General features: G+C 64.3%; 11 protein-coding genes and 1 pseudogene. 8 read left to right on the top strand and 4 right to left on the bottom strand.

Annotated features, from left to right (window positions below):
• Positions 1–26 precede the first annotated feature (26 nt).
• The 6 genes from J1C52_RS03955 to xylB all read left to right on the top strand — a co-directional run bounded on the left by J1C52_RS03955 (position 27) and on the right by xylB (position 6576).
• Positions 27–893, top strand: coding sequence for a carbohydrate ABC transporter permease (locus J1C52_RS03955; protein WP_227426621.1), 867 nt, complete (start codon positions 27–29; stop codon positions 891–893).
• Positions 894–1000: 107 nt separating this feature from the next.
• Positions 1001–1831 (top strand): carbohydrate ABC transporter permease, encoded by an 831-nt coding sequence (locus J1C52_RS03950; protein WP_227426620.1) that lies wholly within the window; start codon positions 1001–1003, stop codon positions 1829–1831.
• Between the two features lie 11 nt (positions 1832–1842).
• Positions 1843–2844, top strand: a complete 1002-nt coding sequence (locus tag J1C52_RS03945; protein ID WP_227426619.1) for an ABC transporter ATP-binding protein — start codon at positions 1843–1845, stop codon at positions 2842–2844.
• Positions 2841–3614, top strand: a complete 774-nt coding sequence (locus tag J1C52_RS03940) for an L-iditol 2-dehydrogenase (protein ID WP_227426618.1) — start codon at positions 2841–2843, stop codon at positions 3612–3614. The genes J1C52_RS03945 and J1C52_RS03940 overlap by 4 nt, the downstream gene beginning before the upstream one ends.
• Positions 3614–5098: a mannitol dehydrogenase family protein gene (locus J1C52_RS03935; RefSeq protein ID WP_227426617.1), complete on the top strand. Its 1485-nt coding sequence runs from the start codon at positions 3614–3616 to the stop codon at positions 5096–5098. The genes J1C52_RS03940 and J1C52_RS03935 overlap by 1 nt, the downstream gene beginning before the upstream one ends.
• Before the next feature lie 41 nt (positions 5099–5139).
• A complete protein-coding gene (gene xylB, locus J1C52_RS03930) occupies positions 5140–6576 on the top strand; it encodes a xylulokinase (protein ID WP_227426616.1) in 1437 nt (478 codons plus the stop codon).
• Between the two features lie 84 nt (positions 6577–6660).
• Here xylB and J1C52_RS03925 read toward each other — a convergent pair whose 3' ends face one another.
• The 4 genes from J1C52_RS03925 to J1C52_RS03910 all read right to left on the bottom strand — a co-directional run bounded on the left by J1C52_RS03925 (position 6661) and on the right by J1C52_RS03910 (position 14486).
• Complete coding sequence (locus J1C52_RS03925; protein ID WP_227426615.1) at positions 6661–8739, bottom strand: hypothetical protein; 2079 nt, start codon at positions 8737–8739, stop codon at positions 6661–6663.
• Position 8740: 1 nt separating this feature from the next.
• On the bottom strand, positions 8741–12508 hold the full coding sequence (locus tag J1C52_RS03920) for a hypothetical protein (RefSeq protein ID WP_227426614.1): 3768 nt from the start codon (positions 12506–12508) through the stop codon (positions 8741–8743).
• Positions 12509–13094: 586 nt separating this feature from the next.
• On the bottom strand, positions 13095–13745 hold the full coding sequence (locus J1C52_RS03915) for a transmembrane anchor protein (RefSeq protein WP_227426613.1): 651 nt from the start codon (positions 13743–13745) through the stop codon (positions 13095–13097).
• Between the two features lie 12 nt (positions 13746–13757).
• Positions 13758–14486: a HupE/UreJ family protein gene (locus J1C52_RS03910; RefSeq protein WP_370633224.1), complete on the bottom strand. Its 729-nt coding sequence runs from the start codon at positions 14484–14486 to the stop codon at positions 13758–13760.
• Between the two features lie 494 nt (positions 14487–14980).
• Between J1C52_RS03910 and J1C52_RS03905 the strand changes: the two genes are divergently transcribed.
• Together J1C52_RS03905 and J1C52_RS03900 are read left to right on the top strand one after the other, a co-directional pair.
• Positions 14981–15241 (top strand): metal-sensing transcriptional repressor, encoded by a 261-nt coding sequence (locus J1C52_RS03905; RefSeq protein ID WP_227426612.1) that lies wholly within the window; start codon positions 14981–14983, stop codon positions 15239–15241.
• Between the two features lie 8 nt (positions 15242–15249).
• Positions 15250–16568 (top strand): annotated as a pseudogene (locus J1C52_RS03900) (MFS transporter).
• Positions 16569–16588 lie beyond the last annotated feature (20 nt).

Here is a 16588-nt window from a genome sequence, read left to right as displayed (position 1 = left end):
AGGCCCGCCACAGGGAGGATTTTGCCATGGCGACCCAACATTCCCGCACCGCCGCGCGCATCATGATGGCCCCGGCCGTGTTCGTGCTTCTGGTCTGGATGCTGGTGCCCCTGTCGATGACGCTGTGGTTCTCGTTCCGGCAATACCTGCCGCTGCGCGGCGGCGATCAGGGCTTCGTGGGGTTCGACAATTTCGTGCGCTTCATCTCGTCCAGCGCGTTCTGGCCCTCGGTGCAGACAACGCTGTTCATCGTCGGCGGTATCCTTCTGATAACGGTTGTGCTGGGCATCTTGCTGGCGCTGCTGCTGGACCAGCCGATGTGGGGGCAAGGGGTTGTGCGTATCCTTGTCATCGCGCCCTTCTTCGTCATGCCCACGGTGTCGGCGCTGGTGTGGAAGAACATGTTCATGGACCCCACCAATGGCCTTCTGTCGCATCTGTGGCGCGCCTTCGGGGCCGATCCGGTGGTGTGGCTCAGTGATGTGCCGACCTTCTCGATCATCCTGATCGTGTCCTGGCAATGGCTGCCCTTTGCCACGCTCATCTTGCTGACCGCCGTGCAGTCGCTTGACAGCGAGCAGCTAGAGGCCGCCGAGATGGACGGCGCGCCGCCCCTGCGCCGCTTTGCAGAGATCATCCTGCCGCATCTGGCGCGTGCGATCACCATCGTGGTGCTGATCCAGACGATTTTCCTGCTGTCGATTTTCGCCGAGATTTTCGTCACCACCGGCGGCGCTTTCGGCACCCGGACGCTGACCTACCTGATCTACCAGCGCGTTCTGGAAAGCCAGAATGTGGGCCTGGGCAGCGCGGGCGGGGTCTATGCGATCATCCTTGCCAATATCGTCGCGCTGTTCCTGATGCGCATTGTCGGGAAGAACCTCGATGCGTAAGCCCATTGCGCCCCGTGCCCCGGGCTTGACCCGGGGCCTTGCGGCTTGCCAAGCCTACCACGCCAACCACAAGGCCCCGGATCAGGTCCGGGGCGGGAGGAGCTGACATGGCCCGCGCCGTCACCACCCAGCGCAAGGTGCTGAACACCACGATCGCCTGGATCATCGGGCTTGTGATCTTCTTCCCGATCCTCTGGACGATCCTGACCTCGTTCAAGACAGAGGCAGAGGCCATTGCCAACCCGCCGCTGTTTCTGAATTTCGACTGGACGTTGGAAAACTATGCCGTGGTTCAAGAGCGCTCGAACTACATGCGGTTCCTGTGGAATTCGGTCATCATCGCGGGCGGCTCGACGCTGCTGGGCATCCTGATCGCGGTGCCCGCCGCGTGGTCCATGGCCTTTGTGCCGTCCAAGCGGACCAAGGACATCCTGCTATGGATGCTCTCGACCAAGATGCTGCCGGCGGTCGGAGTGCTCTACCCGATCTACCTCATCTGCATCGAGCTGGGCGTGCTCGACAATCGCTTGGCGCTGGTGGTGATCCTGATGCTCATCAACCTGCCGATCATCGTCTGGATGCTGTATACCTATTTCCGCGAAATTCCGGGCGAGATTCTGGAAGCCGCGCGCATGGACGGGGCCAGCCTGAAGGAAGAGATCCTCTATATCCTGACGCCGATGGCCGTGCCCGGCATCGCCTCGACCGTGCTGTTGAACTTCATCCTTGCGTGGAACGAAGCCTTCTGGACGCTGAACCTGACCGCGGTCGATGCAGCGCCACTGACGGCCTTCATCGCCAGCTATTCCAGCCCCGAAGGCCTGTTCTTCGCCAAACTCAGCGCGGCCTCGACCATGGCCATCGCGCCCATCCTCATCCTTGGCTGGTTCAGCCAGAAGCAACTCGTTCGCGGCCTGACCTTCGGCGCGGTGAAGTAAGGAGACCTCTTATGGGACAGATCACGCTTGAAAAGGTCACGAAAAGCTTCGGCGATGTGAATGTCATCCCGCCCCTGGACCTGACGATTGAGGACGGTGAATTCTGCGTCTTCGTCGGCCCCTCTGGTTGCGGCAAATCCACCCTTCTGCGGCTGATCGCGGGGCTGGAGGACATCACCTCGGGCACCATCCGCATCGACGGGGTGGATGCCTCTAACACGCCGCCCGCAAAGCGCGGTCTGGCGATGGTGTTCCAGTCTTATGCGCTTTACCCGCATATGTCGGTGCGCAAGAACATCGCGTTCCCCATGCGCATGGCGGGCATTCCGCAAGACGAGCAGAACCGCCGGATCGAGGCCGCCGCCAAGGCGCTCAACCTGACCGACTACCTGGATCGCCGTCCCGGCCAGCTTTCGGGCGGTCAACGGCAGCGCGTGGCCATTGGCCGCGCCATCGTGCGCGAACCGGCGGCGTTCCTGTTCGACGAGCCGCTGTCGAACCTTGACGCAGCCTTGCGGGTGGGGATGCGGCTGGAAATCAGCGAACTGCATGAGCGGCTGAAAACCACCATGATCTATGTGACACATGATCAGGTCGAAGCCATGACCATGGCCGACAAGATCGTGGTTCTGCGCGCGGGCCATATCGAACAGGTCGGCAGCCCGCTGGAACTGTATCACGCGCCGCGCAACCTGTTCGTGGCGGGCTTTATCGGCAGCCCCAAGATGAACCTTATCGACGGCAACGCCGCCAGCCAGCACAACGCCACCACCATCGGCATCCGCCCCGAACATATCGACGTGGTGGAAAGCGGCCCGTGGCAGGGCACCGTCGGCGTGGCCGAACATCTGGGGTCCGACACCTTCCTGCATGTCCATGGCACCGGTCTGGCAGAGGTCGTGACCGTGCGCGCCACGGGCGAAATCGGCCTGCGCCATGGGGACAAGGTCAGCCTTGCCCCGCGCGCGGACCAGATCCACCGCTTTGACGCTAAAGGCCTGCGCATCGCATGACACGGCTGGCCGGCAAAAACGCCCTGATTACCGGGGCCGCGCGGGGCATCGGGCTGGCTTTCGCCCGCGCCTATGTCGCCGAAGGCGCGCGCGTGGCGATTGCCGATATCGACATTGCCCGCGCCCGTCAGGCCGCCGCCGATCTGGGGCCGAACGCTATCGCGGTCGACATGGATGTGACCCGCCAAGACAGCATCGACGCGGGCGTCGCGGCGACAGTCGCGGCTTTCGGGCAGATCGACATCTTGGTGAATAACGCCGCCATCTTCACCGCCGCGCCCATTGTCGAGATCACGCGCGAGGATTACGCGCGCTGCTTTGACATCAACGTGGCGGGCACGCTCTTCACCTTGCAAGCCGTCGCGCGCCATATGATCGACGCGGGCGTGCAAGGCCGCATCATTAACATGGCCAGCCAAGCCGGACGCCGGGGCGAGCCGCTGGTCGCCGTCTACTGCGCGACCAAGGCCGCGATCATCAGCCTGACGCAATCGGCGGGCCTGAACCTGATCCGCCACGGCATTAACGTGAACGCCATTTCGCCGGGCGTGGTCGATGGCGAGCATTGGGACGGCGTCGATGCGTTCTTTGCCAAGTATGAAAACAAGTCACCGGGCCAGAAAAAGGCTGAAGTCGGCGCAGCCGTGCCCTTTGGGCGCATGGGCGTGGCCGAAGATTTGACCGGCATGGCGGTGTTCCTGGCCAGCGACGAGGCCCGTTACATCGTCGCACAAACCTATAACGTGGATGGCGGACAATGGATGAGCTGATGACGAAAACACCTGTCCAATTGCGCAACGCCACCTTGGGCGACATTCCCGCAACCGTTCTGCGCCCGTCTTACGCGCGCGACAGGCTGACGCCGGGGATCGTGCATATCGGGATGGGCAATTTCCACCGCGCGCATCAGGCGTGGTATCTGCACCGCTTGATGCAGCAGGGGGCAGCGCAGGATTGGGCCATTATCGGCGCGGGCGTGCGCGCGGGCGACGCGGTCATGCGCGAGAAGCTTCTGGCGCAGGATTGCCTGACAACCCTGATCGAGCTGCGCCCTGATGGCACAAGCGCCGAGATTTGCGGGTCCATGATTGGCTTTCTGCCGGTCGAGGCGGAAAATGCCGCTCTCATCGCGCAAATGGCGGACCCGGCTATCCGCATCGTGTCTTTGACCGTGACCGAGGGGGGTTATTTCGTGAACCCGGCCACCGGCAGTTTCGACCCGACAAGCCCAGACATCGTCCATGATGCGGCCAACCCGGAAGCGCCCCGCACCGCGTTCGGGGCCATCGTGGCCGCGCTGCGGCTGCGGCGCGCGGCGGGGGTGGGGCCATTCACCGTGCAAAGCTGCGACAACCTGCGCGGCAATGGCGACATCACCCGCGACACGGTTCTGGGGCTGGCGCGGCTTTCGGACCCGGCCTTGGCTGACTGGATCGCGCAAAACTGCACCTTCCCCAATTCCATGGTGGATTGCATCGTGCCCGCGACGGGCGCGGCTGAAATCGCCGCCGCGCGCGCCTTTGGCATAGACGATGCAGCCCCCGTCACGCATGAAAACTTTCGCCAATGGGTGATCGAGGACAAGTTCTGCGCAGGCCGCCCCGATTGGGACCGGGTCGGTGCAACCTTCACCGACCGCGTGCACGACTACGAGGCGATGAAGATCCGCATCCTGAACGCGGGCCACCAGGTGCTGGCCAATGCGGGCGACTTGCTGGGGCTGGTGACCATCGCCGATTGCATGGCCGACGCCGATGTTCTGGCCTTCTGGCGCAAGGTCGAGGCGACGGAAATCGTGCCCCATGTCGCGCCCGTGCCCGATATGCAGCCGATGGACTACATGCACCTGATCGAGCGGCGCTTTTCCAACCCCGCCATCCGCGACACCACGCGCCGCGTGGCCTTTGACGGATCGTCGCGGCATCCGGGCTTCGTGCTGCCCATCCTGCGTGATGCGCTTGTTGCCGATGCCCGCCTGTCGGGCCTTGCGCTGGTCGAAGCGCTCTGGGCGCGCATGTGCGCGGGCACCCGCGAGGATGGGTCAGAAATCGAGCCGAACGACCCGCAATGGGACGCGCTGCGCGCGCAAGCACAGCTTGCCCGCAGCCGCCCCGCCGCCTGGCTGGAGCAGCAGGCCATCTATGGCGGTTTGGCCCAAGAGCCGCGCTTCGCGCGCGCCTTCACCCAATGGCTGGACCTGATCTGGCAAGACGGCGCGCGCGCGGCCCTTGCGCTTTATACGGCGGATATGTGACCCCTGCCTCGACGGGCAATCACGGTCGGATAGGATAGGGCATGTATCTGGGGATTGATCTGGGAACCTCGGCGGTCAAGGCCTGCGTGATCGACACGCAGGGCAATCTGGTGGCCACCGCCACGGCGCCGCTTGCCGCGCAGCACCCCTTTGCCGGGGCCAGCGAACAGAACCCTGCCGATTGGTGGGCGGGCGTCATCCGCGCCTGCGCCGATTTGCCCGCCGACCTGCGCGCCCGATTGCGTGCGATCGGCCTGTCGGGGCAAATGCACGGCGCGGTGCTGCTGGATCGCGACAAAACCCCCATCCGCCCCGCGATTTTGTGGAATGACGGGCGCGCCAGTGTCGAATGCGACGCGATCAGCGAAGCCGAACCGCAAGCGGGGCTTTTGTCGGGCGCGCCGCCCATGCCGGGCTTTACCGCGCCAAAGCTTTTGTGGGTCGCGCGCCATGAACCCGCGCTGCACGCGCGCATCGCCCATGTGCTTTTGCCCAAGGATTACATCGGCTTTCGCCTGCATGGCGCGCTTGTGACAGACCCGTCCGATGCGGCAGGCACGGGCTGGCTGGATCAATCCACGCGCGGCTGGTCGGATCGGTTGTGCACCGTCTCGGCCACCCAACCGGGCTGGTTGCCGCGCATCCGCCACGGGGCAGAGGTGGCGGGCGCGCTTCGGCCCGACGTCGCCGCAGACCTCGGCCTGCCCGCGGGCATCCCCGTGGCCACGGGCGCGGGCGATGCGGCGGCGGGCGCGGTGGGCATTGGCGCGGTCAACGATGGCGACGGCTTCATCTCTCTCGGCACCTCGGGGCAGTTGTTCGTGACCACCGACAGCTACCGCCCGAATATCGAACACCGCCTGCACGCCTATGCCCATACCTTGCCCGACCGATGGTTCCAGATGGCGGCCATGCTGAACGGCGCGCGCCCGCTTGCATGGTTTGCAGAGCTTGTCCGCCGCCCCATCGCGGATCTGTTGACAGAGGCAGAGGCCGCCCCCGTCGGCCCCCTGTTCCTGCCCTACCTGACGGGCGAGCGCACGCCGCATGGCGATGCGTCCATCCGCGCGGGGTTCGCGTTCATGGACGAGCGCACCAGCCAGGGCAGCCTGATGCGCGCCGTGGTCGAGGCCGTGGCCTTCACCTTTGCCGATGCGCTGGCCGCGCTTTCGGCTTCGGGCACGCGACCTGCCCGGTTGATGGCCATCGGCGGCGGCACGCGCAGCGATTTCCTTATGCAGATGATCGCCGATGCCACCGGCTGCACCCTGACGCGGGTGCAAGGCGGCGAGGTTGGCCCCGCCTTGGGGGCCGCGCGTCTGGCGCAGGTGGCGGATGGTGGGAACGCGGCACAGGTGTTCGCCAAGCCCGCGCCCGCCCGCACCTTCCACCCCATCCCGATGTCCGAGGCGCAGACGCAACGCCTTGCGGCCTATCGCGCGCTTTATCCGGCGCTGAAATCGGTCTTGCAGACGTAATTCCGGCGCGAAGGTGCTGATCTGAAACAAGGGTCCGTTCGCTGCACGCGTGACCCACGGCATAACGTGGCAAAGCCTCTGCGCCTAGTTGCCGGTGAAATCTGCCCGCCACAGAGTATCCGTCACAGGTCCGCCAAGCAGTCCAAGATCATCGGCCAGATTGGACACCGTCACCTTTTCGAAATACGGCGGCGGTGCCAGGTCCAGCCGGATCGCGACAGCACTTCCGGGGATCGCGCGAAAGCGGTCGCCATCGGGATGGACAAGACGCGCGCGATACTCGGCCGAGCGCAGGAAATCCTGCGGTTTCAACCGTAGGTTCCGCTCGCGCGCGATCGCGAAAAGCGCGCTTTCCAACAGCTCATCCCCCCAGCTTTCGGTGAAGGTATCCAGATGCACTTTCGTGCCGGGCGGGAAGCGTCCCGATTTGACGCCGCCTTCAACCGTGCGCATCAGGTCCAGATAGAACCCTTCGGCACCGTAGCCGTCGATCTGGCGACCGACCATTTCCGGGGCGTGCGCGGCCACGCCCGCGCGTGCGTCCGTGCGGTTGGCGATACCCCGGCGCGCGTTGCGAAAACCTCCGGCCTGTATCATCGTGTTGATCCAATCGGCGCCCAGCCCCATGCCCAAGGCCAGCTCATCGCCCGCACCCGGACCCAGCGAGTGAAGCGCCTGCCAACGCCGTCGCAGATCGGGCAAAAGCTCTGGCGCGGTGGCCTTGGTCAGGATTTCCAGCTCGGCCATCATCTCGCGCTGCCATCTGCGCCGATCTGCCCAGTATATGTCCTTGTTATACTCGGGCATGGCATTGCGCGGGATGGGTTTGCCCGCGTTGTTGCCGCTGGTGATCTTGGGGCGCTTTTGCAAGATCGCGGTGGAATGGGTCGCGATTACCCTGCGCCCGATTTCAAGACCTTTCGGCGCATGGTCGCGCGTAACCGCTTTCAGCACGACAGCTTCGATATAATGCACACCGCCGGTTCCGGCGGCGCGGGTCATGTCGGACAGAAGCAGCCGCAGATCGGCCAGTCCCGGCGGCAGAACGGTCGTCTGCATGATCTGGTCCAGCCACGCGCCCCGCATGGGCGGGGTCGAGAAGGTCGGGTCCGGCACCCAGCCCTCGGGTCGGGGCCGTGCATGCGTGTCACCGCGCCGGGCGGCCTGCATCGCGCGTCTGGCCTGAGTGGCGGCGCGCTCCAGCGCGGCGGCGGCGGCGCTGCGTCCAGCCTTGCCCGCCGCGCCAGAACCTAGACCGCCTGCCAGCGCCTTGCCGGGGGCGGCCGGGCCGCCGGTTGCGGGCGAGGCGGACGATGGCGCGGGCGCAGGCCCGCCGCCGCCTTTGGGGGCCATGCGGGTGCCGCGATTTGCCGTGCCCTGCGCGACTTCGGAAAACACCGCGTTTGGCGAAAGGGTGCCGCCGGGTCCGGGCATGGCAAGCTCTGGTCCACGCACCAGCGCTTCGGCAACGGCCTGGCCCATCTCGTCCAGTTGTTTTCCACCGCGTCGGGCCAGTTCGGTTGCCATATCGAGCGATTGCTTGGCCACCCGCGCGCCCACCCGTGCGCCGCCCTTCAGCGCGGTATAGCCGCCGCCGGTGAAGAACGCAGCGATCAGATCCGGCAGAAGCGAGCCGATCAGCTCGCCCGTGGCCTGCACGAATCCGTCGAATGGCCCTTCGGCGGCGCGGGCCATCTTCTCGACCAGCCCGCCGCCAACCGCTTCGCCCAAGGCAAACGCCTTGCGCATATCCGCCGCGATGGCCGCAATCCCGTCGCGGATCATGCCGAACAGGGCGCGCGCGTTCCAGATCATGTCCCACAAGCCTTTGATTTCATTCCATAGCCCCTGTGCGATGGCTGGGAACAGGATATGTGGGCGGGTGAGTGGCGCGGTTTGCATCCAGACCGCGTTTTCGAACCGGCGGCTGAATGTCTCGGTATCGGCGGGCATCAGGCCGGGGGCGCGCCCAATTTCCTTGCCGTCCTTCAGGATCGGTTTGCCGAACACAAGCCCCGACATCACACCGTCGATCAGATGCGGCGTGTTGTGAAAAAGCCCGGTGACATAGTCGATCCAAGCCTGGGGGCTGAAATAGCTTTCAGGCTCGGTGCCCCGGCTTTGGGCGGGTGGCAGGAACGGCTCGACGAATGTGCCGCCCATCTCAGTCGCCGTCTGCGACCGTTATGCCCACGCCGGACCCATCCACCCGGATATGCCGGTCTATGTCGGGATCGCTTGTGTCTTCGGCCTCCAGGCGCATGGCGCGGCGGATCAGGTCAAGCTGGCTGGCGCGCACACCGACCCCGGCGGCGGCGGCATCCATCGCGCGGTGGCGCAGTTTGAAATCCTCCAGCAGCGGATGCGCCCCCGGAAGCGCCTCGATGAACAACTCTCCCGTTGGCACGACAATCTCTGTCGAGACGCGATGCGCAACCGCAAGCGCGTCCATCAGCCATTCTGTCACCTTCTCGCGCCCCGCATCTGTCAGGCCGGGATTTTTCCATGCGCATTCGGCGATTTCCAGCGCTTCTGTCGCCGTGGGCAAGCGGGCCAGCGGGTCCGGGTCGAACAGCCCGAATTCGCCGTCAAGAAAGTCCTGCGCCAACCATGTCGTCAGGGCATTGTGCTCGGTCAGCGGAAAGACCGCGAGGTTCCCCCTGAAAGCCAGCGGGCGCTGCAAATTCGCAATCTCGTGCAGCTTGCGCGTTTCCCGAAAGCGCGGGGTCGCGAATTCGACCCAACCGCCCGTCATCTCTTCGGGTTTCGGGATGAAAGGGGGCCATGCGACATTGTCCAACGGTCCGGGCACCCATTCGCGCCCGGTCTCGACTACCGTTCCCGCGCGCGCACCCGGCCATTGAATGTCCATGTCATACAGCCGCAAATAGCGCGCATCGGGATGTTCGCGCATCCAGATCGCCTGCATGTAGTGGAAGATATTTTCTTTCACATGCAAGATCAGGCGGTCGATCTGGACGCGGCGGTTCAGCCGCGCCTCGACTGCGGCAACATAGACCGCGGTGGCGCGCTCCAGTGCCGTGACTGCCTCGCGCGCGGTGGCCTCGATCCGGGCCAGATCGGCCTCGGCCCAATCCAGAGAGGCGCGGGCGTTTTCGGCCTGGGCATCGGCGATCTCGCCTTCTGCGGCATAGATGCGTTCCCCAAGGGAACGGCCAATGCCGCCGCGTGTATAGGCCTCGCCGGCCTCGGCATAGCCGACCGCCGTAACCGCATCCTGCACCGCGAGCCTTGCGGCATCGCGCAGATCCTGATGCGCCGCCCCTTGCGCGCGCAGATCGGCCACGATCTGCAACTGCGCTTTCCATTGCTGCTCGAGGATCTCGACCGCGACCTCATCGCCCGCGAAAGTCTGCCCCAGATAGCCCAAGGCGGCGGCGAAACTGTCATCCAGCAGGGCATCGCGGATGATCCAGTCATGCTTGATAAGCCAGGCTTCGGTAATCTCGGACGGTTGCGGCATGTCATAGGCCACAAGGATAATCGGTTGCAGGTCATGCAGGCGTTCGGCCACCTCGTAGCGCCGTTGCAATTCGTAAAACAGGTAGGTGACTGTCAGCTCGTCATTTGGGTTCGAGATCTCGCGCGTTTCGGAATAGGTGCTCTCGTAAGAGGTTTCGCTTTTCACCTCGACCTTGCGCTCATCGCGATATTTCTGCGCGACCTTCGTCGTGATCTCACGGATTTCTTTCTTGGTGGCCTGCGACGCGCTATCCTGGCTTGCGTCGAAATTCGCCGAGGCGTTGACGGACACCACGCCGATCTCGCCGCCGCCGCTGACCTCGCCGCCCGCCGACAGGGCACGCTTGACCTCTTGGGTGATCTCGCCCTCGGCGCGGCGCTTCTCTTCGGTCTCGCGGCTGGATTCGGACAGGCGTTGCCGAGAGCGCTGGGTGCTGTCCTTGCGTGTGACCTTGCGCTCGACCTTGACCGAGCGTTTTTCGCCGGGGGCGAGCGGGATCGACCCGGCAAGATCGCCCACTTGATAGGCCAATGGCCGCCAGCGCTGCCGATAGGTCGCAAGCGTGCCGAAATTATACGATCCCGGCGCAAAGACATCGAATTGGTAGGGTTCGACCAGGCTTTCTTTCAACTCGCCGATCAGGCGCTCTGCGCGGCCCAGACGCGAGGCCGCATTGGTCGCGTAGGTGCCGGTCCCGGCCTCTTTGCGCGCGCGGGCGTCGTCCAGATCGACAAACGCCTCTGCGCGGTCCTTGAACAGGTTTGGCAAGGCTTGAAACGTGCTCAGGGGCAGCGTTTCGGGCACCCAGCCAGACGGGTAGCCGGGAAACAGCTTGCCCAGCTTCACGAAGACCCCCATGAAAAGATCGGGATCGCCCGCCATGTAGGTTTCGAGCTCTTTCTGAAGCAGGACGTAATCCTGCTCATTCTCGGTCAGCCAGCGCCACAAGGCTGCCACCTGCGGCACCCACCCGCTGATCCCTTCGGGCGGGGTGAACGTATGCGCGCCCAGCGTCTGCGAAGCCGCCGTCACTTCGTCGGCCAAGGTGTCCAACATCGCATGAAGCTCGTCGATCTCGGACAGATCGGCCTCGACCTCTTCCGGGTCGACCACCTCGACGATCAGCTCATACAGCTCTTTCATGCGGTCTTTCATCCGATCATCGACAACTGCGGTCCACGTATCTTGCCAGGCCACCTGAATGCTGTGGAAATCGTGAAAGGCGTCGACATCGGCGGGGCCAGAAGGCAGGTCGATGCTCAGGCTTGCGGTTAGGTCAGACGCGGTCGGGCGGCGTTCTGTGGTGCCAAGGGCTGCGTCCAGAACACCGGCGATGCGGGCCTGAAGCGACAGAGGTTCCGGGGGCGGCGCGACCGTGTCGGGGATGGGGTCGGGCTTGGGGTCCGGCGGTTGGGCCAAGGTCCGTGCCGCGCAATCGCGCAGGATTTGCTCGAAATTCGGCGGTTGGAACGCGCGCGGCCCCTGCCGGTCAAAAATCTGGCGGAACAGGGTGTTGTCCAGCCGCGACCCTTGTCTCAGCCGATATGCGCTCAAGGTGCCCGAACGCATGAGCACACCGCGCTTGCTTCGCGCGCCTATCGCGGCCGCGGTGGCCTCGATCACCGCATCTTGGCGCGGGCGCGGGTCTTGACCGGCGGGGACAAAGCCAAGATCGCCCGCCAGCTTGCGCCGGGGGCGTTTGCCCAACACCCCTTCGGCCAGCGCGCGCCCCCGCCGCAAGCGGCGCTTGCGCTCGCGGATTTCGCCCGCCGCTTCGTCGCGAACGGCGGCCCGTAGGCTGCGGGCATGTTCGATCCGACCGCGCAGACGCATCGCCGGGCCGGGCCGGTCGACGGGCGAGGGCGTGTCATTTCCACCGGGCGTCTGGCCGTCGCCGCCGCCCGGCACGGGTTCAGGCGGGCCGGGCTGGTCCAGGTTGCGCTCGACTTCGATGACCCACCATTTGCCAAGCTCTCCGACCGGGCGACTGTTGCGCGCGATGACCGCGCCGCTGTGGCGCAGTTCGGCCGCAACGATATCGGGCCCGGCCGGAAAGGTGATCTGCGCGACACCCTTGTTGTCAACTTGCCCCGAGAAGACTTCGTCGCCGCCTGCCGCGACCCGCAGGAGCAGCCCCGGCACAGGCTGACCGCGTTGATCTTTCACAACGATCCTGAACGACACTTCGCCCCGTGACGGCGGGCGTTCGGTCGTGTCGCCCCCCTTGCCGATCTCTATCTCGTAATGATCTTTCAGCTGCGCCAATTGTGTCGCGGGCGAGGTGAAGCGCACTGTGCCGCTCTCCATTTCCACGATCCGCAAACGCAATTGCTTCGTGCGGTCGGGCAGGTCGACAACCAGCTTGGCGGTTCCGTTTTGACCAATTGCCGTTTCGTGAATAAGCCTATCGCCGCGCGGCCCAAGCAGCTGGGCCGAAAGCTGCGTCAATGGCGGCTTTCCCCGTTCAGTCACTGCAAGAGAGAATTGCACCTTCATTGACGGGTCTCCTCTACATCGGCGCAAGCCGCAGTCAGGGGTTGACGCAGCGTAAGCCCGCCATGACAGCCTGTCTACAAATAGTTGAAGGCCACAATCCTAGCATGTGCTCTGCTTTGACTAAAAGGCGTTTGACAAATCATGGGGTCTGCCGCGCACGGTCGCAAACGGTCCGCCCCTCATTTTTTGCACCACGGGGCAGGGGATAGTCTCCGGCCCGAATGGCAGTGCTCTACGCAGGCGGGCCTTTCGCAACCCGTGCCCCGATGGAGAGAATTTCACGCCAAGGATCGCGACCACGAAGGCGGCGTGCCTGTCCATTGCGCCCATGACAGAGGGCGAAGATTATTTCGGTATTGCAAAGAGTTACGCGTTTTTTTGGGTGGCCCGTATGCGTGTTTTGATCGCGTGATTCCGTGGTCTCTCGCCGTTTCTGCGATGGCTCGCAAAACATCCGTGCACGGCGTTCTGGAACGCTGAAACCCGATCACGCTCGGGCTTAGGCAAAGCGCCTGCGGTCTCCCGCAGGCGCATTGTCTCACTCGCTGCGAACGATCTCGCTGTAGTTGCCGCGCAGCTGAAGCGTGATGGTCACGTCGGAATCGTCACGGTTGCGCCAGAACCAGCCGTGTTCGACGGGGAAGGGTGCCTCGATGCTGCCTGTGCCGTCGGTCGCGCCGCGGCCGCGGTCGTAGTCCACCGACTGGTCGTCGCCATGAGCGTGCAGGTCGAAGTTGACCCGACCGCCTTCAGCGACCCACGAGTATTCGAGGATATCGCCTTCGGCCATCACCATCTTGACCTCTGTGAACGTGTCCGGTGCCAGCGTGAAGGTGACAGTGTCGGTCCAGGCGTCCTGCGCATGGGGCGCACCGACGAAGAGGCCGAAGATGTCGTCCATGAGGCTTGACGACTGCTCGCCGCCGCCATGGACCGCCTCATCCGCCGCCGCCTCGCGGGCGAGCTGCTGCTTGATCTCGCCCATCTCGGTCAGGCCGAGGACATTGCCCACGCCGGTCGGATCGATCCCGTATTCGGCCGGCAGGTAGACGCCGACCCCGATGAAGGCCGCGCCGATCACGGCGGCCATAGTCGAGCGCCGCAGTTGGCGAGGTGTCGGCAGGAGCGCCGGATCGGGCTTCTCCGCGGTCAATTGCATCGTGTCACGCATTCTCTCGATGAGTTGCATATCGAATTCTCCTTATGCGGCCGCAAGGAAGCCGTTGATCTGGTAGACGGTGAGCCAGATGCCGAGGCCCACCATGATGAAGTTGGCGACGAAGGCCTGGTTCATGAACCGCTCGGAGCGGCGCCAGTAGCCCATCACGACGAGGATCGCGAAGAGCACGAGGATCTGGCCGACCTCGACGCCAACGTTGAACGCCAGCAGGTTCCACAAAAGACCATCCTCGGAGATGTCGTATTCGATGATCTTCGAGGCGAGGCCGGTGCCGTGGAAGAGGCCGAAGATCAGCGTCGCGGCCTTGGTGTTTGGCTGTAACCCGAACCACTTGCGATAGGCGCCGAGGTTGTCGAGCGCCTTGTAGACGACCGAAAGGCCTATGATGGCGTCGATGATGTAGGAATTGATGCCCCATCCCCACCAGACGCCGGCCAGCATCGTCACCGAATGTCCGACGGCGAAGATGCTGACATAGATGGCCACGTCCTTCATCCGGTAGAGGAAGAACACGACGCCCAGAAGGAACAGGATGTGGTCGTATCCCGTCACCATGTGCTTGGCGCCGAGATAGATGAAAGAGATGACATGCACCCCCCAGATTTCCTGGATGTAGCCCGCGTCACCGGGGGTGACGTCATGGGCGAGCAGCTGCGCCACGCTTGAGGCGTAGAGCGCAAGGGCTGACAGAAGGATGGCGGTCATGCGGCGCGAGGCAAGCGCATGAATGCCTTGTGAGTTGAAACTCATTGAAGGGACTCCGTTCGTGTTGATTTGATCGAGAAAGCCGCGCCAAGGCGCAGCGGCGATCAGACACGTGGAGGTCGATCTATCCGAAACTTGTGATGCGGACCGGGTTCAGAGCCGCGCAAACGCCAGATGTCCTTTGTTGATGGCCACGCGCTGCCCGATGCCACTGCGACAGCCAGGGCAGGATTGTGGTCATGGTCGACCGCGTCATGGTCATGCCCGTGCATCGCCCATAGAAGGTCTTCTTCGAACCCGTGAGAATGCCCGTGATCTGCGATCATCTGGGCATGATGTTCAAGGGTTTGAGCGACGCGTGGCACATGTGACATGCTTGGAACAACGCACCAGCCCAGCAGCGACAGGCACAGAAAGGCCGCCAGTAGCTGCTTTGCGAAGTTCCGCCCTGACCGCATCAGATTATCCTGCTTTGCGCGGTCGCGGTGCGCGGGTGGCACCATCTTGTTTTGATCCCCCTAGGGGGATACAAATTTACTATGACGAAACACCATGTTCATTCAACCCATCCAGCCCTTGTTGCACGGCTCAAACGCGCCGATGGGCATCTTCGTGCCGTTATCGCGATGATTGAGGCTGGAAAACCCTGTATTGAGATCGCACAGCAGCTTCATGCCGTCGAGAAAGCTGTCGTCAATGCAAAGCGGGCCCTGATCCATGACCATATGGAACACTGTCTGGACACGGAGCATTCGGAAGCGGACCGGGCCGAACTCAGGTCCATCGCCCGGTATCTATAGCAGGTATCATGCTGGAAATCCTTTCTGACCGCACCTACCGCCACCTGTTCCTTGCGCAGGTCGTAGCCCTGTTGGGCACTGGCATGGCGACGGTGGCCCTTGGCCTGCTGGCCTATGACCTCGCGGGCGACGGGGCGGCAATGGTGCTGGGCACGGTCTTCACCATCAAGATGGTGGCCTATGTCGGCATCGCGCCCGTCGCCAGGGCCTTTGCGGACCGAGTCAACCGCCGCGCGTACCTCGTCGGGCTCGACGTGGTGCGCGCGGGCGCGGCACTCTGCCTGCCCTTCGTCACCGAGGTCTGGCAAGTCTACGTCCTGATCTTCTTGCTGCAATCGGCCTCGGCCGCTTTCACGCCGACCTTTCAGGCGACGATCCCGGACGTGCTGCCGGAGGAGGCGCGCTACACGCGCGCGCTGTCGCTCTCGCGGCTGGCCTACGATCTGGAAAACATTGTCAGCCCGATGTTGGCGGCGCTTCTGCTCGCCCTGATGAGCTACAACCCCCTGTTCCTCGGCACGGTGGCGGGCTTCATAGCCTCGGCGCTATTGGTGGTATCGGTCATGCTGCCAAGCCCGAAGCCGTCCGAGCCGCGCGGCATCTACGACCGCACGACACGCGGCGTCCGCATCTACCTCGCGACGCCGCGCCTGCGGGGGCTACTGGCGCTGAACCTCGCCGCGGCAGCCGCAGGCGCGATGGTGCTGGTCAACTCCGTGGTGCTGGTGCGCGGCACATTGGGCCTCAACGATAGCGCGCTGGCCTGGACGATGTTCGCCTTCGGCGCGGGCTCGATGCTGGCAGCGCTTGTCTTACCGCGACTGCTAGACCGCGTGCCCGACAGGCCGGTGATGGTCGCGGGCGCCGCAGTTATGGTCCTGTCCCTGCTGGTCTTGGCCGCCGAGGTCGCGGCCCTCGGCCTTGACTGGCCCTTCCTGTTCAGCGCCTCGCTGCTGGTCGGGGTCGGCTACTCGGCTGTCCTCACCCCGTCTGGCCGCCTTCTGCGCCGCTCGGCCCATGCCGAGGACCGCCCCGCGCTCTTCGCGGCCCAGTTCGCGCTCAGCCATGCCTGCTGGCTCGTGACCTATCCGCTTTCGGGCTGGCTAATGACGCAGTTCGGGCCGGTCGTGGCCCTCGGGTGCCTTGCCGCGCTGGCGGGTGCCGGTGCGCTCACCGCGCTGCGCCTCTGGCCGAAGGAGGATCCTGAGATCCTTGAGCACACCCACGACAACCTGCCGCTTGATCACCCCCATCTCAAGGGCGAGCGCCGACACGCCCACCCTTTTTCGTGGACGATGAGCACCCCCGTTGGGGATCGCAGCTCTGACATCAATGAGGATCACTTTT

The organism is Roseibaca sp. Y0-43 (genome assembly GCF_020667835.1).
In the GTDB taxonomy this organism is placed as follows: domain Bacteria; phylum Pseudomonadota; class Alphaproteobacteria; order Rhodobacterales; family Rhodobacteraceae; genus Roseinatronobacter.
The sequence above is the reverse complement of the archived record's forward strand: the minus strand, read 5'-3'. Positions and strand labels throughout refer to the sequence as shown.